12 protein-coding genes and 1 pseudogene are annotated in these 17,207 nt (G+C 61.0%); 1 reads left to right on the top strand and 12 read right to left on the bottom strand.

Features of this window, described 5'->3' with window-relative positions:
* Positions 1 to 7: 7 nt before the first annotated feature.
* The 11 genes from ACAX43_RS26880 to ACAX43_RS26830 all read right to left on the bottom strand — a co-directional run bounded on the left by ACAX43_RS26880 (position 8) and on the right by ACAX43_RS26830 (position 14,486).
* A complete protein-coding gene (locus tag ACAX43_RS26880; protein WP_370711440.1) occupies positions 8 to 1,249 on the bottom strand; it encodes a thiolase family protein in 1,242 nt (413 codons plus the stop codon).
* A 25-nt stretch (positions 1,250 to 1,274) separates the two neighbouring features.
* Positions 1,275 to 2,828 (bottom strand): class I adenylate-forming enzyme family protein, encoded by a 1,554-nt coding sequence (locus tag ACAX43_RS26875; RefSeq protein ID WP_370711439.1) that lies wholly within the window; start codon positions 2,826 to 2,828, stop codon positions 1,275 to 1,277.
* A 47-nt stretch (positions 2,829 to 2,875) separates the two neighbouring features.
* Positions 2,876 to 4,009: a trans-acting enoyl reductase family protein gene (locus tag ACAX43_RS26870; RefSeq protein WP_370711438.1), complete on the bottom strand. Its 1,134-nt coding sequence runs from the start codon at positions 4,007 to 4,009 to the stop codon at positions 2,876 to 2,878.
* A gap of 221 nt (positions 4,010 to 4,230) precedes the next feature.
* A complete protein-coding gene (locus ACAX43_RS26865; protein ID WP_370711437.1) occupies positions 4,231 to 4,911 on the bottom strand; it encodes a cytochrome c in 681 nt (226 codons plus the stop codon).
* Entirely contained in the window at positions 4,912 to 6,399 is a 1,488-nt protein-coding gene (locus ACAX43_RS26860; protein WP_370711520.1) for a flavin monoamine oxidase family protein, read from the bottom strand.
* An 88-nt stretch (positions 6,400 to 6,487) separates the two neighbouring features.
* On the bottom strand, positions 6,488 to 7,453 hold the full coding sequence (locus ACAX43_RS26855; protein WP_370711436.1) for a WD40/YVTN/BNR-like repeat-containing protein: 966 nt from the start codon (positions 7,451 to 7,453) through the stop codon (positions 6,488 to 6,490).
* A 17-nt stretch (positions 7,454 to 7,470) separates the two neighbouring features.
* Positions 7,471 to 9,831, bottom strand: coding sequence for an RND family transporter (locus tag ACAX43_RS26850; protein ID WP_370711435.1), 2,361 nt, complete (start codon positions 9,829 to 9,831; stop codon positions 7,471 to 7,473).
* 44 nt (positions 9,832 to 9,875) lie between these two features.
* Positions 9,876 to 11,705, bottom strand: a complete 1,830-nt coding sequence (locus tag ACAX43_RS26845) for a DUF1302 domain-containing protein (RefSeq protein WP_370711434.1) — start codon at positions 11,703 to 11,705, stop codon at positions 9,876 to 9,878.
* A gap of 75 nt (positions 11,706 to 11,780) precedes the next feature.
* Positions 11,781 to 13,145 carry a DUF1329 domain-containing protein gene (locus tag ACAX43_RS26840; RefSeq protein WP_370711433.1) on the bottom strand — a complete coding sequence of 455 codons (1,365 nt, stop codon included), beginning with the start codon at positions 13,143 to 13,145 and terminating at the stop codon, positions 11,781 to 11,783.
* A gap of 76 nt (positions 13,146 to 13,221) precedes the next feature.
* Positions 13,222 to 13,635, bottom strand: a complete 414-nt coding sequence (locus tag ACAX43_RS26835; protein ID WP_370711432.1) for a RidA family protein — start codon at positions 13,633 to 13,635, stop codon at positions 13,222 to 13,224.
* Between the two features lie 17 nt (positions 13,636 to 13,652).
* On the bottom strand, positions 13,653 to 14,486 hold the full coding sequence (locus ACAX43_RS26830) for a phytanoyl-CoA dioxygenase family protein (RefSeq protein WP_370711431.1): 834 nt from the start codon (positions 14,484 to 14,486) through the stop codon (positions 13,653 to 13,655).
* Between the two features lie 1,411 nt (positions 14,487 to 15,897).
* Between ACAX43_RS26830 and ACAX43_RS26825 the strand changes: the two genes are divergently transcribed.
* On the top strand, positions 15,898 to 16,497 hold the full coding sequence (locus tag ACAX43_RS26825) for a lytic transglycosylase domain-containing protein (protein ID WP_370711430.1): 600 nt from the start codon (positions 15,898 to 15,900) through the stop codon (positions 16,495 to 16,497).
* A 65-nt stretch (positions 16,498 to 16,562) separates the two neighbouring features.
* Here ACAX43_RS26825 and ACAX43_RS26820 read toward each other — a convergent pair.
* Positions 16,563 to 16,923, bottom strand: a pseudogene (locus ACAX43_RS26820) (FMN-binding negative transcriptional regulator); the annotation flags it as partial.
* Positions 16,924 to 17,207 lie beyond the last annotated feature (284 nt).

Here is a 17,207-nt window from a genome sequence, read left to right as displayed (position 1 = left end):
TGCTCCATCAAGTCTTGCTCAGAATGTGGACGGCAAGCGCCGCCTCTTCGATGCCCTGAAATCCACCGCCGTTCTCCTGAATCGCATGACGCGCGCCGGGTACCTGACGCGCGCCCGCTTCTCCACGCAGTTGCGTCACCAGTTCGTAGAGTTGACCGATTCCCGTCGCGCCCAGTGGATGCCCCTTCGATTCGAGTCCACCGGACGTGTTGATGGGAATGCGCCCGCCGAGGGTGAACTCGCCGCGCTCTGCAGCAGGACCGCCCAGGCCGGGCGGAACCAGTTGCAGGTTTTCGGCCTGGATGATTTCTCCCATCGCCGACGCATCGTGCACCTCGGCGACATCCATGTCCTCGGGGCCGAGGCCTGCCTGTTCATAGGCCTGCAGCGCCGCGAGGCGGCCGATGTTCTGTTCCGGCTCGTCGATACCCCGATGAGTGAAGCTGCGGATCACGCTTGCCGCAACGCGAATGCAACGCTTGCGGTCGGCGCCGATGCGCCGCAGTCCCTCTTCGGTGCAGAGGATCGCTGCGGCCGCACCGTCTGAAACCGGCGCACACATGGGCAGCGTGATCGGATACGTGATCGGCGGCGCTGCGAGCACTTCGTCGATCGTGAACGGCTGGCGAAACTGCGAGTACGGGTTGTGCGCCGAATGCAGGTGGTTCTTCGACGAAACCGCCGCGATCTGGCGCTGCGTGGTGCCGTAGGTCTTCATGTGATACCGGCACAGCGCGGCATAGACCGACATGAAGCGGCTATAGGGCCGATCGGACTCCGATCCAGGCGGCGGCTCGATGCCTTCACCGAGCTTCATCAGGCTGGCGAAGTTCTCGTCGACGCGCGACACATCCCAGCCCGCTTCGAACAGGGCAAATGATTTCGCTTTGTCCGGGACGTTCATCTTCTCTGCGCCGAGCGCGAGCGCGACATCGCAAGCACCCGACCTGAGGGCATGACCTGCGAGATGCACTGCGGTGCTACCCGAAGCGCAGGCGTTTTCGACGTTGTAGACCGGGATGCCTTCAATCCCGATCTTGCTGAATACGACCTGCCCCGGAATCGACAACTGGCCTTGCAGCTGCCCGTTGGTGATACCCGCATAGAAAGCCGCGCCGATCACCCCGGCATCGCAACCCGCATCCTTCAATGCTCCGCGTAGCGCCTCGCCCGCGAGATCGTCAATGCTGCGCTCGAAGTGCCGGCCGAACACGGTCATCGCAATGCCGGCGATGTAAATGTCGCTCATGGTGTTTTATCTCAATGTGACTGACTCAGATCCGGCGGGCTTGACCCTGCCAGTACTGCTCCCGTAGATCCTTCTTCAGCACCTTGCCGGCTGTGCTGCGAGGCAGTGCCGCGATGAAGTCGACGCTCTTCGGTGCCTTGACCGAGCCGAGTTTCTCCTTGCACAGCGCCACGAGCTCTTCGGCACTGACGCTCTGACCCGCGTTGAGCTCCACCACCGCCTTCACGGCCTCGCCCCACTTTTCGTCGGGCACGCCGATCACCGCGCAATCCTGCACCGCTGGGTGCGCCCAGATCACCTGCTCGACTTCGCTCGGATAGACGTTGAAACCACCACTGATGATCATGTCCTTCTTACGGTCAGTGATATGCAGATACCCTTCAGCGTCCAGATGACCGATATCGCCCGTGTGCAGCCAGCCGTCCACGACTGTCTCCGCTGTCTTGTCGGGCGCCTTGTAGTAACCCTTCATCACGAGGTCGCCGCGCACGCAGATTTCACCGGTTTCGCCTTGCGGCAGGATCTCGCCGCGATCGCTCATGATCTCGACGCGCACGAGCGGATTGGGGCGGCCAACCGAGGAGAGACGCTCTTGCGGCGCAAGCTTGCCGTCCACGAAGTGCTCGGCCGGCGTGAGATAGGAGATCGACGCAGGGGCTTCCGTCTGGCCGTAGCCGCCCGCCATGACCGGACCGAACACCTCGATTGCGCGCTTGAGCTTCTCCACCGACATCGGCGCCGCGCCATGCAGAAAGCACTTGAGCGACGAAAAATCCTGGTCCTCGATGCCGGGGATATCGAGCAGGCGGTAGATCACCGTCGGCGGCAGGAAGAACTCCGTGACCCGGTGCCTCGCGATCGCCGCGAGAAGACGTGCCGGCTCCGGCTTCGGCAGCACGACCACCGTACCGCCGCGCGCGGTGCAAGGCAGCGACAGCATCCCCGCGGTATGGGTCATGGGCGCCGCGGCGAGATTCACGGGACGCTCCACGCCATACGGAAACGCCATCATGAACTGCGCGAAGTAGGTCTGAAACGCGCGATGCGTGTTCATCACGCCCTTGGGCAAACCGGTCGTTCCGCCCGTGCCCGAAAGCGTCACGATGTCGTCCATGTCGTAATCGACGCGCGGCTCGGACGCGGGCTGCGCCGCGCTCCACTTCTCGAGCGACGGTGCCCATGGCAGATCGGCATCGATACAGATCCAGAGCCTGACTTTCGGCAGGCTGGGACGCAGCGCCTCGATCGCCGGTGCGAACGCCTGATGAAAGAACAGCGCTTCGCAGTCAAATGCCTCGAGGAGGTACTGGTTCTCCTGCGGCGCGCTGCGCCCGTTCACCGGAATCCATACCACGCCCGCACGCCACAGCCCCAGCGTGCAGGTCCATGCCGTGACGTCGTTGTCGGCCCAGACCGCTGCCTTCGCTTCCTTTTCGAAGCCGGTGGCAAGCAGCCCGTTGGCGATGCGGCACGACAGCGTGTGCACATCATCGAACGAATAGCTGCGCTCGTCCTGGATGTAGGCGATGCCGTTGGGGTTGATGCGCCAACCGCGATCGAAGAAGTCAATGATTGCCATGTCCCATGTTTCCCTGAATCTGTCCTCAATCTGCTCGTTCGCGGCGCTTACAGCTGAGCGACGGTCGCGCGCGCGAGCCCGCGCTGCTCGAGGAACCCGAGCAGATAGCGATGCCCGAAAGCCTTCGAGCCGGATGCAAACCCGACCTTGGCGGTGTCGCCGTCGAGAAGCTTGGCGACGCCGGCGGCATGAATGGCTCCGGTGGCGATGTACGGCGTGATGCCGTGCAGGGTCGCGCGTACCGCTGCAAGTTGACCGCGGCCGATCGCGAAGTCGACAGTGCGATGAAGCGACGTGCGCTCGCGCGGTGGCATTGACGGAGTCACGGAATCGACAAGCTGCTTCAGCACCGCGTCCTGCTGCTCGCGCGGCAGGTGCGCGTATTCCGCATCCCACTTCTGACCGAGTCCATGCACCATCTGCATCGCGTTGTTGTCGTAGAAACCCACGCACGAGATACAGCTGCGCACGCGCGGATCGTGCTCGAAATACACCGGCAGCGACGTACCGCCCCACGGCAGAGCAAACACGGGCTGAAGGAAATCGGGAGAAGCGATGTTGAACGAAGCGTGCCTGTCATGCGGCACCAGCTTCTTTTCCCACAGATAGGACGATTCCTGGCGATAGCCTTCAAAGATGGTCGCAGTGGAGCCCACGCTCACACCAGCGCCGGCGCCGCGCGGGCCGCGCGTGAGCGTGGCCGTCTCCAGCGCGTCTATACCGGGCGTTTCGAGTGCCAGTTCGGCGGCGATTTCGGCGAACGTGTACATGTAGGCATTCGAGGGCGACACCAGCAGCCCGGCCTGCCGGAACTGCTCGCCAAACTGCTCGCGAACCTGGCGGATAAAGTGCTGCTCGCCAGTAGTGTCGAGGTAGTGGCAGCCAGCCTTGAGCGCCGCTTCCACAGCGGTGAGGCCGAAGTTGAAGAACGGCCCGACCGTGTTGCACACGACCTTTGCACCGCGAAAGGCGTTCACGAGCGAATCCACGCTGTGCTCGGCTTCGATGACTTCGTAGTTCGCCGATTCGAGGCGCACGACACGCTGCGCCATCATGTCCTGCGTGCGCTTCGCATTACGTGCGACCGCCGTAAAGGGAATGTCCTGGTCGATGAGCCAGTCCATGATCAACATGCCGGTATAACCGCTTGCGCCATAAACGACGACGGAATGCTTTGCCATGCTTGTCTCCTGAAACTTGATTGGTCGAATGTCGAGTTGGCTAAATGCCCGGATTGTCTTCGGCGGCTGGCGAACCCCGCCGTCGGACGATACTGCGATAATGCACGCCAATTTGATAGAACACAATACAAAACATAGTTCATGATACCAAATGCGTAAAGCTAAAAAAGACAGGGTATTTCCTGTCTCTTCCCGATTCCTGCCGCGCTACGCCAATGCGGCTATTGCACGCCTGCGGGGCTGCCCCCAGGCCTCAGGCCCGCGAGGTAGCTGGCTACCGCGTGGATGTCTTCGCCGGACAATGCGGCCGCCATCCCGTTCATTGCGCCGCTCGGGTCACGACGTTCGCCCGCCTTGAACGCAGCAAGCTGCGTCGCAAGATAGGCTTCGCCCTGGCCTGCCAGGCGCGGCACGGCACCCTGGCCCATGAACGAAGCCCCGTGGCAGGCCTGGCAGCTTTTCGCCGCTACGAGCGCCATGCCCTGCTTTTCGAGAGCTGTCTGGGCGTGCACCGCTTCGCTTTGGGACGGCGTCTGCCGCGCGAAATAGGCAGCCAGCGACTTGATCTGCTCGTCCGTAAGCCCCCTCGCAATCGCCCCCATGTAGGGGTTGGGTCGCTGCCCTCCGGCAAACGCGTGCAACTGGGCAACGAGATAAGCCTCGGGTTGTCCGGACAGCGCCGGATACCAGGCGTTGACGGACTGGCCGTGCGCACCGTGGCAGAAGACACAGGTCTCCTGCGGCTGCGGCCAGGGGCCGCCGTTGCCCACTTCCGTCTTGTCGATTTCGCTCATCGATTTTTCGAAATGCATGCCGTCGAGGTATTCGCGCCCGTAGAGCGCTCCCACACCCACGACGCCTGCCAGCACGACGACTGCGCTTACGATCCATGCCCGTTTCATTCACGCCACCTCGCCGCGTTGAGTGAAACCGGCCAGCGCCTGCAAGGCTGCGCGGTGACCCGAACGCACGGCGCCATCCATCGCGCCGGCCCAGATGTCGGCGGTTTCGGTCCCTGACCAGATCAGGCGGCCCACTTCGGGATGCAGATACTTGCCCCACTTCGTCCAGAAGCCCGGTGGCATGGGATTGATGCAATGCAGGGTCCATGGATCGACCCGGCCCCAGTCGTAGTCGTGGAATTGCGTCGGATGCAGCGCGCGGTCGCCGAATGCCTTCGCAAACGTGGCCGAAAGCGTTCTTTCCGCCGTCGTGGGATCGTTGGGCAACATCCCCGGCGCGACGAACGCGGCGATCACGCCGAGCGACGCATCGGGGGGCGAGTTGTCGTACGCCATGAAAACCGGGCCGCCGACCTGGAAGATCGTTCCGCAGTAACCGGCGTCGCGCCAGAACGGTTTTTCGTAGACGTGGACCGTCTTGCGCATGGGGGCGTTTGTGGGCCAGTTCTGCTGGAGTTGCGCCCGCCCGCCGGGCAGCGGCGGACCGAAAACAACCAGATTGCACAGGGCAGGATTCATCGCCAAGATCACGCGGCGCGCCCTGACCACGCCCTGATCGGTATACAGTTCGACCACTTCGCGATCCCACCCTGAGATCTTGCGTACCGGCGAGGACAGCCTGACCTTGTCGCCGAGTTGTTTGGCCATCTTGATACTCAGACGTTGCGAGCCGCCGACGATGCGCGTTTCCTGCGCGCCGCCCTTGAACGCTTCGAGTTGCGTATAGTTGCAGCTTGCACTGTTGATCATCGATAGGTAGTGCAGCAGACCGAGTTGTGCTGGCGCACCGCCCGTGGTCAGCTTCGCGGCTAATGCGAGAAAGTAGCCGTCCTCGTAATTCACGCCCTGCTGCAACAGCCACTCGCCGTAAGAAAGCTTGTCCAGTTCCGCCAGATGCGGTGCTTTCCAGGGCGCGCCGGACGGCACGCCGCGCGACAGTTCGGCAAGCCGGTTGCCGATCGTATCGTCACCCCCAGTGCCGCCATGAAAATCCTGAGCCACGGTAGCGCCCTGCGCCATCACGACGGTCTTCCCCGTGTACCAGCTCGGAAACGTATCGATCTCGAGTTGACGTGCCAGATCAAAGATCGCGGTCTGGCCCGGACCGATCCACTGCCCTCCGGCTTCGGATACGACGCCGTGTCCGAGGTCATGGTTATAGGTTCGTCCACCGACGCGGTTGCGTGCCTCGAGCACGACGAACGAATCGCATCCGGCCAGCTTGAGGTCACGGCCCGCGGTCAATCCGGCAAGACCCGCGCCGATGATTGCGACGTCCAGAATGTCGCCGTTCATGGGCTTCGTCGCGGTCGTTGCGGCGGCCTGTGCCAGCGACACGCCGCCGGTCGCGAGTGACGCCGCGCCCATTGCCGTAAAGCGAAGCAGCTGGCGCCGCGTCTGTGTATCCGGCTTACGTTTCCGATCCATCTTCGATGCCCAATTCAGTTTCATTGTTTCTCCCCTTTCTTCCCAGCTACTAAGGAGAACGTTCTAACAAGGTAGCGAACGGCGTGTCTCAAGGGGCCGTCAGCACCCCGTCCTGCGAAAACAGCACCGGTTTGCCGGCGCCATCGATCAATGCAGCGGTAAGCGTCGCGCGATCGTCGCGTTGATGAACCTCGAACGACGTGCTGCCCTCGTGTTGCCGGAACACAAGGCCATCGAGCCCGACGCCCATCAGTCCGTCTCGAGTCGCCACCAGATCGGTGATCGAACTCTTCGTGCCCGCGCTCAGCGCCGCCCATGTCGCCCCGCCGTCGCTGCTCTGGTACAGGCTGCCCAGCAGCCCGCCCACCACGATGCGCCCGTCGGGCAGCGCCACGCCCGTCCACAGCGTGCCCTTGCCGCCCGTCGCCAGATAGGTCCAGTTCGCACCGCCATCCGTGGACTTCAGCACCAGGCCCTGTTCCGAGTCAATGTAAAGCGCGCCCTGGTGGTCGGCAAAAATGTGGTACAGGTTGCGGTCCGCTCGGCCAGCCCCCGGCGGCTTCGGCAAAGTCACCTTCTCCCACGTCTTGCCACCGTCGTGCGTGGCGAGCATCAGCGACCACAGGCCCACTGCAATGCCGTCCTGCGAATTAGTGAAGAGCACGGAGAACAGCGGCTGGTCCACCGAGAGATCCATGCGCTGCTTCTGCCAGGTCTCGCCGCCGTCGCGCGTCGCGAGAATCACGCCCCACTGGCCAACCGCCCAGCCGTGCTGCGCGTCAGCAAACGTGACTGACGAGAGTGTTGCCGAAACTACCACCTGGTTCGCCTGGCGCCACGTCTTTCCTTCGTCGTCCGAAAGGATGATGACACCGTGATCGCCTACCGCGACGATGCGTGAACCGGCGCGCGCCGCGTCCATTAACATCATGTGCGCCGGCGCAGCCCACGCATGTGCGGGTTTTGTAGCCCAGTCCGCTACGGTTCCCGGCGGCAAGGCCCAGACCACCGCACTCGCACACAACGCGGCACAGGCAACAAGCATTTTGATCATGACTGCGTCTCCCATGTTCAGTGACTGAAGAGTCCGGGCGCGCGCGCCGGTTTGCGGCGCGGGAACCAGCGCTCGAGCACCGAGGCCAATGCCGGCAGCGCCGTCATCGCCATCAGCAGGTTCACCAGGAACATGAACGCCAGCAGCTTGCCCATGTCGGCCTGGAACTTCAGCGCCGAGAAGCTCCACGTCGCTACCCCGATCGCCAGCGTGATCGCTGTAAAGATCGTCGCCACGCCCACTTCCAGCATCGCGTGCTGCACGGCCTTCACAATGGTTTGTCCACCCGCCAGATGCACCTGCAGCCGGTTGTAGATATAGAACGCATAGTCCACGCCAATGCCCACCGCCAGCACCATGACGGGCAGCGTGGCCACGGTGAGCCCGATCTGCAGTTCCTTCATGAACCAGTAGCCAATGAAGGTCGCCACCGAAAGCGGCAGGCAGCAGGCCAGCATCGCGCGCCAGTCGCGGTAGGCGAGGAACACCAGTATCAGGATCGCCGCGTAGACATAGAGCATCATCGGCAGCTCGCTGGCCGCCACCTCCTCGTTGGTCGCGGCGAGTACGCCCGCATTGCCCGCCGCAAGACGCACCGTAATACCCGGGAACGGATGCGTTGCGCGATACGTCTTCACGTCGTCCAGAATCCGGCTGACCGTCGTAGCCTTGTGGTCGGTGAGGAACAGATGCACCGCAGTCATGCTGCAATCGGCCTTCATGAAACCCTTCACACGCCCCACGTCCACCGACACTGCGCCGTAGTTCTCGGGGTCGATCGGCACGACATTCATCTTCGGATAATCTTCGTTGTAGCCCTGGTTGTAGCGGCGCAGCATGCCCGAATACGACTGAACCGACACCACTCCCGGCTCGGTGCGAATCGCGCTCGCGAAGTCGTCCTCATAGAGGCCGACTGCGGAGTTATCGCAGCCCTTTTGCGCCGACTCGATCGCGACCGTGAGCCAGTCGAGGCCGATGTCGTAGCTCGAGGCGATCGACGTGGCGTCACGGTTGAAACGCGCCTCTGCCCGCAGCTCCGGCGCACCCGGCTGAAGCGTGCCGATCACGCGGTCGCGGCTTTGCCAGGCGGCCAGCGCGAACACCACGAGCGTGAGCGCCACAGTGACACCCGCATACTTCGGCTGGGCGATGCGCGCGAGCCCGTGCAGCCATGCCGAGCGGCGTTCGCTGCGCTTGAGGGCGCTGTCCGCATAGCTCTTCGTGAAGTTGAAGCACGACGCCGCGACCGGCAGCAGCACGAGGTTCGTCACGATCTTGTAGGCCACACCGAGCGAGGCCGTGATGGCAAGCTCCCGCACCATCGGAATCGGAATCAGCAGCAGCGTGATGAACGATACGAATGCGGTGACCAGTGCCAATACACCCGGTATCAGCAGACCACTGAAGCTATGGCACGCCGCCTCGAACGAGCTGTTGCCATGCGCAATCTCGCGCACAATGAAATTGACCTGCTGCACGCCGTGTGAGACGCCAATCGCAAAGACCAGGAACGGCACCAATACCGCGAGCGGATCCAGTCCGAAGCCCAGCAGCTTCAGCGTGCCGAACTGCCAGACGAGCGATGTCAGCGAACATGAAATCAGCAGCACCGTAAAGCGCGCCGAATGGCAGTACCAGTAGACCGCGAGCGCCGTAAGCAGCAGTGCGACGCCGCAGAAGCCGAGCACGGCCGTTGCACCATCGGCGATATCGCCGATCTGCTTGGCGAAGCCAATGATCTGGATTTCATAGCCGGCGTCTTCGAATGGCTTGCGGACCTGCGCTTCGAGCAGGTGGTTGAACGCCACGTAATCGAGCACCTTGCCGTTCCGGTCACGCTCGTTGAGCTCGGCAGTAATCATGGCGCTGTCTTCGTTATGCGAAACGAGCGTGCCGATATAGCCGCCGAGGGTCGTCGCACGGCGGATCTTCGCGACGACGTCGGGCGTGAGCTGATCGGGCGTGATCGTGCCGGAGATGATCGGCTCGGCACGAAAGCCCTCGTCGGTGATCTCGTTCACGTAGGCGTTCGGCGTCCACAGCGACTGCACGCCAATGCGGTCCACGTTCGGCAGATACGTCACCGCCTGGGTCACTTTGTAGAGGCGCGTGAGCCCTTCGTTAGTCCAGATCGAGCCCTTGCGTGCACGCACGACCACGGTGATCCGGTTCGCGCCGAGCAGGTCGGCGCGGTACTTTTGGAAGGTCTGGATGTATTCGTGGCCGATCGGCATCTGCTTTTCGAAGCCGGCGTCCATGTGCAGCTGCACGGCGAAAAACGCCATGACGACGGTAAACAGACCGATGCTCACAAGCACGGCCATGCGGCGACCGAAGAACATCGTCTCCAGCGTTTTTACCAGGCGATTTAACACGGCATTTTCCCTTCAGATGATTCAATGGCGTACGGAACGGGCCATCAGAAGTTCCGCGTGACGAACATCCCGACGAAGTTGCGGTCTGCGTAGGGATTGCCCACGGTGTTGTGCCCGCCCCAGAACAGCGTGTAATTGATGCCCGCCTGCCAGACGGTCGGATTCTGGTTGAACAGCACGTAGAGGTTCAGCGACTTCGCACCCTGCAGGTAGTTCGCGCCGAGCGTCGGCGTATAGCCGTAGAGTCCATCGGCGAAGGTCACTCCTGGCGTCACCTGCCAGCCATGAATCAGCGTGCCATCGTAGGTCCAGTTGAAATCGACGGTCGCGCCCACGGAACTCGAGGTGCCCTGTGCCATGCCGATCGGGTAGCCAAGGCCCGAGTTGTTGTTCAGCCACGGCAGGTAGCCCGCCTGCGGTACCTGCGTGACGGTCTGGCCGTTGACCGTGCGCGTGATGCCGTGCGTGCTCAGGCCGGGGTAGTAGATCCAGGTGAGCTCCCAGGTCAGCGTGGCTTCGTCCGCGCCGAGCAGCTTGAGGAACGGGTACTCGCTACGCGTCAGCGCGAGCAGTCCGTTGATGTCGTACTGGAACTTCTTCTCGTCTGCCCATTGCTGGCAATTCACGCCAGCAACGCCGTTGGTGTTCAGGTCGAGCGGGCCACCCGCGCCATAGCAACTCGACAGCGCCACGGCATCGTGCGGCCGGTACGAGAGCTCGGTGCCGATCGCCCAGTTGCCGATGCCGAAGTTCGCGCTGGCACCGAAGAGCTGACGGTTCTGCAGATACGACCAGTTCAGCGTCCCGTTCGCCAGCGACGAGAGTACCGGTGATTTGTCGGTGTAGTTTTCATAATAGACTGCGAAGTTCGCATCGAAGGAGCGCGGCGAATAGTTGAACTTCATGCCGAACTGCGGCTTGTACTTCGACGGCGCCTGCCAGTTGACAGGCAGGCCGATGTCGTTAAAGGGCGGACCGGCAAACGCGCCGTTGACAAGGCCGGAGTTGATCCCGTTGAGCACATTCTGGTTACCGCTGCTGCCCCCCGCGATCGTACCGGCGCTAGGGCCACCCACATTCAGATTCGTGGTGCTAACCGTGTAGGGGTCCGTTCCTCGGCCCAGGCTGTTCGAGATGGACCAGTACGAGCCCACTGGCGGATAGCGATTTCCGTTCCACTGAACCTGGTAGTAGTCCTCAGTGCTGAAGCCATGAGAAAGATCGGCAGCAAAACTGATCATCGGCGCGGGCAGCAGCGCCTGTTTCAATTGCGAACCGGGAATCAGCAGCTTCTGCACGTCGAGCGAATTGGTGGCGTTGATGCCACCCTGCGCGAACATACTCTCGCCCCAGTTGATCACCTGGTTGCCGAGACGCACGTGTGCGTTCTGCCCGTTGATCGTGAAGTCTTTCTCCCCCCACAGGTCGAGCAACTGTGCGTTGTAGACGACCTGCGCGGCAGCGGTGCTAGAGAGTGGCGTGCGCTTCGTGTCGCCGGCGAGGAAGTCGTACATGCCGGTGCCGCGGATCATGAACTTGAGCCCTTCACTCGGCATTTTGAAGAGCAGTTCGCTCGTCGCGCTGATGTAGGTGCTGAAGGGCTGCCCCTTGCGGTAATTCAGGTCGCCGTCGTCGCCCACGCCCCACTGGTTGACGTTGGCGGCCGCCCCGCAACCGAATGAGTTCGGATCGCCTGTGAGCGAGCAGCTCGGGCTTTTGGTCCGGATACCCGCGCCTGCCGTCAGGTTGGTCACCCACGAGCCCGTGAGATCGTTGATTCCTGTCGTAAACTCGTAACCGTACGCGCTCGACGCTGCCGCTCCGAACATGGCCAGCGATACCGCAACATATCTGCCGATGATCTTCGTTTTCATGAGTCTCCCCTGCCGTCACCCTCGATGCCGACACACACCACCGGCGCGCGTCGGTCCCCTGCACCTGCGCGAACCTCAGCGCTCGCTCACCGATCTCAACGATTCCGCCGTGAAGAAATCGGTCTTGAAACGCGGGTCGCTGACCTGCTCGTACCAGTGAAGGTCCTTGCCCTGGCCAATCGACGAAGCGTCGAACACGTAGCGTCCGTTGTTGAGGTCATACTGGGCCATCGGCTCGTTATCGCAGGCGCCACCCAGCTCCCACACCGGGATCGGATAGCTCTCGCGCACCTTCCAGAGCTTGCCCTGCGCGTCATAGTCCTCGCCTACAAGCGCTAGCCAGCTATCCTCGTCCAGGTAAAAAACCTTCTTCGACGCGACGTGACGTGCCGTGGGCTTGAGCGTCGCCTCGACCACCCAGACGCGGTGCACCTCGTATCGACGATGGTCGGACGCGATGCCATTGGGCGTGGCGACGTCACGCAGCTTGTCCTTGAAGTTGTACATGCCGAAATCGTCGTACGGAACGACCATTTCCTTCTTGCCCACAAGCTTCCAGTTGAAGCGGTCGATGGAACCGTTGAACATGTTGGATTCGTCGATCAGGTACTGATTCTCGAAGCCGATCAGCGGTGCATCATGCGTATAGGCCGGCATACGCCTCACGCGGCGCTGGCCCGGAAAGTAGTAGTACGTCTCAGAATCCTTGTCGAAATACTGACGCTGCACGAAGGCCTGTCCGGCCAGCGCAGCCGGTGAATCGACCGAGAAGTAGGCGCCCAGGTTGAACTGGTCGACGTCCTGCGGTGTGGTCTTGCCTTCCTTGCCCGCCGGGAAAAAGAACGACTGGGGACCGATTGCGTCGATCCAGTCACTGCTGCCGGGGCGCGGGGCAATGGACGTGACAACCGGCGACCACTCGACGCCCTCGCCGCGATAACGCGTCTCGTAGTTGAGGATCGCTTCGGCGCCGTTCTTCGGCTGCGGGAAGGCCACGCCGGGGAGCACTGCGGCCTGCACCGTCTCGCCATCCGAAGCGAGTTTCGCCGTCGTGAGATTTGCCTTCGAATTCTGCTCGGCAAAATCAGGCAACTGGCACTCGCGATGCGACGGATAGACGTCCATTCGATAGCCCTTCAGTTGCTTGACGAGCTGGATCAGCCCAGGGGAAAGCTTGTCGGCATATTTGTCGACGTTCGATGCATCGATCGTGTACAGGGGCTTTTCATTCTTGTGCTTCCAGAAGTCGCCGCGAATCTTGCCCCACTCCCAACCGGCCGGCGTCGCTTCCCGGCCGGCAAACGCCGGCACGAGCCCGTCCTTGCTGGCCGAGCGCTCCGCGCCTACCGACGTGAGATCGTCGGCAACGGCGGCCCCGGCCACGAGCAGTAAGGCTGCCGCAATGGCCGACAAGGCTCCAATAGTGTGCTTTCTCATCATGACTCTCCTTCCGATTTCAATCTAATTCGCAATACGAAGTGTCAGATTCAATCCTGACGCATCGAGACCAAACCGCTCAACCCTCGCCGCACCCTGCCACGGCCACCGCCCGAATCTCGATGCACAACTCGGGTAATGCCAGTTGTGTTACGCCAACCGCCGTCCACGAGGGAAAGCACGCCGGGAAGTAGGTGTCCTTGACCGCCGAAAAGGCCTCGATTTCGCCGCGCAGATCTGTATGGAACGTGGTCAGCTCCACCACATCGGAAAGGCTCGCGCCCGCCGTCTCGAGCACGGCCTTCAGGGACTCGAAGGCGATACGGGCCTGCGCCGACATTCCTTCGCCGGCTTTCATATCCGGACCGATGCCGACCTGGCCGGAGACCCAGATCGTGTCCCCCACGCGGGTCGCGGGTGAGAAATGGTAGGCGTCGTAGAACGCCTGGAACGGCGGCGGGATGATTGATTGCCGCGTAGTGGACATTGTCATGATGGTGGCCCCTTTGGTCAGATGAGTTGACGGAAACACGGTGCGCGAAACGGATCCCCTTCTCTCAACGCGGCAAGTTCTTCAACGAACAACACACCAGCCGGCGTGAAGCCCGAGAGGCTCGGTTGCGGCAGCGGGCTGAAAACCGCGTCGTCGCCGAAGAAGCGCAGCACGAGCGTGTGGCGATCCGGAAACGCGGCGTCCACCGCGCCGCCACCGTGTAGCACCCCCGGATGCAGCAGCAGGACGTCGCCGGGCTCTGTCGCCCAGGAAATGATTTCGTAAGCAGACGGGCTAACGCGGCGCTCAGCCTCGATATTCGGCAGGCGTGGCCAGACATCGTCGCCATGCAGAGGATCAGTCGGATCTTCAGCATTTTGAAAGGTCGTGCCGTCGTGCCGCGGGCCTCGATGCGATCCCCGCACAATCTCGAGCGCATTCTGTTTGGGTACGGCCTCGAAACTGATCCAGGCATTGCCGAAGTGCATGCCCTCCCATGGCAGGTAGGAAGTGTCCTGATGCCACGGCGAGCGCCCGCTCCTGCCCCCACTTTTGAGGAACAGTTCCTCCGCGAAATACCAGACGTTGTCTGAGCCCCAGAGATCCGCGAACAGTCGGCCGAACGGCAGCTCTCCAGCGAGCTCGTCCAGACGCCCCTTCGCATACGGATTGGCGTTGTCGTTGTGCGTCTTGTGCACTGTGCCGTCGAAGAGGCTGCAGGCCATAGGCCCGGGGTTCTCTATACCCCAGTCGAAGACCTGTCGGCACCGGGCCAACTGTTGCTCGCTGAGAAGGCCCTTGACCAGAACGGCGCCGTCCTCTGCGAACGCCTTGCGCGTGGCTTCATCCATAGCTGAACTCCTGAATCGTCAACAGGCGACCCGGTTGCAAACGCTTCCTGCGGCGCCTTCGTAGAAAATACTACCAAAGTTAGGTCATAATACAAAAATAGGAAAAAGAAAAAAGACAGGGAATTCCCTGTGTTCTGCGGGTTACGGCCAATGGCGAAGTATCAAACGTGCCCCAGATCCTGCCAGACCAGCGAACAACCGGTCGAACCGCGACTGCCCGACCAGTTCGCCCGGGCGGCCTTCGCGAACGGATTCGCGTTTTGGCCGTGAGTCTTGTGCGCCGTACCTTCAAGAAGCAGGCAGCCATGGGTCCAGCTTTTCCATCCTCTGGTCGTAAATCAGGAAGCGCCGGGCCAGCTACTGCTCGCCAGGAAGATCCATGGCCAGACGACACCTTCCTCGTCGAATGCCTCGCATGCCTTCATCGATCGTTGAACCCTTGAAACGTCGTTGTGTGCTCCGGTTGCAATCACTTCCAGAATTGTCATAGTAAACGTTACCGAAATTAGGTCAGAAAGAAAAACATTGTGCAAGAGCAAAAGAGAGGGTATTCCCGCTCTTCCCATGGTTACGCACTAGCCTGCCAGCCCCACGACAACTCCCGGGAAGCGGTTCCGGCACCCGCAAGCAGCTTGAGCGCTTGAGACCGCCTTTTCAGGCGCGAAGCCAGTGGACACGCCGCCAAAGTTTTTCTTGACGTTGTTGGTATGTTTACCTATCTTAGTCATCATGTACTATCTGTTGGTAGCGACGTGCTGCAGGCGAACGAGTTTGCAACCCGGCGCCTTGGCATCGGAGGACATGAAAGCCGGCATGGAGCGGCCTTTGTTGTAAAACCGGCGCCCGTTAATGGTGGAAAAAGTAGGAGACGATGATGTCCAGAATTCTCAGCAATTGGATTTATGTGGGCAGCAATGCATACGACGAATACACGTTCGTGCCATGGCTGAACAGGAACGTCTACCGGCGGACCGTAGATTTTAATAAGGTATGCTTACTGTAGCGTCGACGATTCGTTGGCATTGAAGGAAAATTGTGATGGGTATCGAAAAGACTTCGAGCGACCCGGGCATGGCTGGTCGAGCTGGATGAACAAATCAAACGTGAAGAATGCAAGAGCGTGGACAGGTGCCTGCAGCTCACCAACGCTATGCCAACAGCGTTCGCGAGTTGGTTGCGAGCGAAACGTGCGCAGCTTGCATTGATCGGGCGCTCGAGCGTCTGGCTTGACGACTCTGCTGTTTTCGCTGCGGAAGGTCTGGGCAGATTGTTTAATTTCTTAAAGACTGAATTGGACAGTACACGATACTCCGATTTTCTACTTTGTTGTTTTCATCTATTCCTCGTCGTGTCGTTCCATGGAAGACCGATTGAACCGATCGTGACCATGGAATATTGAGGAACATAGACCATGTTCACGAACCTGAGCGAAGATTCAATTGGGTGGCTACACACTCTTGCTCGCCGCCTGCGCGACATCGTCCTCTCGGCTATTGTGGTTTTCTGCTCGCTAACGGGGCTGTGTTATGGCGCCGTTGCGCCGGCTTGGCCGACGTCGGCTGAAGCGGTCGACCTGCCGCTAGAGGAAGCACCCACAGCAGAGGAAATCGCAGCTGTTGTGAGTTCTCGTTTTCATATAGGATTACACGACGCCTTGGGAATCGGTCACGCGGTGCTAACTGCGGCAAGGCGTTACACAATCTCGCCGTTGTTATTGCTTGCAGTGATCGCAGTCGAATCTAGTTTCGACCGATTTGCGATAAGTGTTGTTGGCGCCAAGGGACTCATGCAAGTACTTCCATCTCAACACAGAGACCGTGTCCTTCGCACATCCGATTTGACCGACCCGCGCACCAACGTCCATATCGGGTCCGCGATTCTCCGAGACTACATAAGGGCGTCAGGTGGAGACCTCGAGGGCGCGCTATGTCGCTATAGCGGGGGCGCCAAGGGCTATGCACGACGGGTTGCCGATCGCTTGAGCATGATGAAAACGGCATTTGGTCAGTAGACGCAGCCTTGTTTGGATTCGGCTGTGAGGTAGTGCCTGGACGCATCGACCATGTTCCATGGTTATGGCTGCGAGGCTTTGTGCGCGCGCGTCAACCGATCGATGACGCTGCGCGCATAACGCTTGTCGTCGATGATCGCGATGCGTCCGCGAGCATGGACAATCATGTAATTTCAGGTCGGCACCCGCTCGTGCAGTTCATGCTTGCCCGGATACCAGTTCGGCGACATGCAGGCTTCGCCCGGCATGAAAGACCACAAGCACCTCGTCGCCATTCTCGACTTCCCGGCATACGTGGCTCGCCCGCGCGACGCACGCGCAGTACGCCCTGACCTCCCTCTCCCATCGCTAGTTCGAAAGGAATGTGTTGGCGTCGAGTCCGCTTTTCCCATACGCGACTAACGTGCCGAACGGATGTTGGGCAATGCCATCACAGGCCGGTGTTGATGCAAGTTAAGCGAGGCTCGTGCAGCCAGAACTTCCATGGGGTTTGAAGCCCGTCTCTAAGCATTAAGGCGCAGTGCCGAACTGCTCATCGAAAGCCCGAACAGTTGTCTGTACCGAATTCGCATGTACAAGGAGGGGTAATGGCGAGCTTGCCAGTTCCGAATCCGACACTGGTCATTGCTGGCATCGACGTGGCGAAAGCCACTTTGGACATAGCAGTTGGTGTGACATCCACTCCGTTGACTCTTCCGAATGATCATGTC

The organism is Paraburkholderia sp. IW21 (assembly GCF_041321145.1).
In the GTDB taxonomy this organism is placed as follows: Bacteria; Pseudomonadota; Gammaproteobacteria; order Burkholderiales; family Burkholderiaceae; genus Paraburkholderia.
The sequence above is the reverse complement of the archived record's forward strand: the minus strand, read 5'-3'. Positions and strand labels throughout refer to the sequence as shown.

Excerpts from the sequence above, each read along its gene's own strand:
- ACAX43_RS26880 (WP_370711440.1), bottom strand. The coding sequence starts at position 1,249 with ATGAGCGACATTTACATCGCCGGCATTGCGATGACCGTGTTCGGCCGG.
- ACAX43_RS26875 (WP_370711439.1), bottom strand. The coding sequence starts at position 2,828 with ATGGCAATCATTGACTTCTTCGATCGCGGTTGGCGCATCAACCCCAAC.
- ACAX43_RS26870 (WP_370711438.1), bottom strand. The coding sequence starts at position 4,009 with ATGGCAAAGCATTCCGTCGTCGTTTATGGCGCAAGCGGTTATACCGGC.
- ACAX43_RS26865 (WP_370711437.1), bottom strand. The coding sequence starts at position 4,911 with ATGAAACGGGCATGGATCGTAAGCGCAGTCGTCGTGCTGGCAGGCGTC.
- ACAX43_RS26860 (WP_370711520.1), bottom strand. The coding sequence starts at position 6,399 with ATGGATCGGAAACGTAAGCCGGATACACAGACGCGGCGCCAGCTGCTT.
- ACAX43_RS26855 (WP_370711436.1), bottom strand. The coding sequence starts at position 7,453 with ATGATCAAAATGCTTGTTGCCTGTGCCGCGTTGTGTGCGAGTGCGGTG.
- ACAX43_RS26845 (WP_370711434.1), bottom strand. The coding sequence starts at position 11,705 with ATGAAAACGAAGATCATCGGCAGATATGTTGCGGTATCGCTGGCCATG.
- ACAX43_RS26840 (WP_370711433.1), bottom strand. The coding sequence starts at position 13,145 with ATGATGAGAAAGCACACTATTGGAGCCTTGTCGGCCATTGCGGCAGCC.
- ACAX43_RS26835 (WP_370711432.1), bottom strand. The coding sequence starts at position 13,635 with ATGACAATGTCCACTACGCGGCAATCAATCATCCCGCCGCCGTTCCAG.
- ACAX43_RS26830 (WP_370711431.1), bottom strand. The coding sequence starts at position 14,486 with ATGGATGAAGCCACGCGCAAGGCGTTCGCAGAGGACGGCGCCGTTCTG.
- ACAX43_RS26825 (WP_370711430.1), top strand. The coding sequence starts at position 15,898 with ATGTTCACGAACCTGAGCGAAGATTCAATTGGGTGGCTACACACTCTT.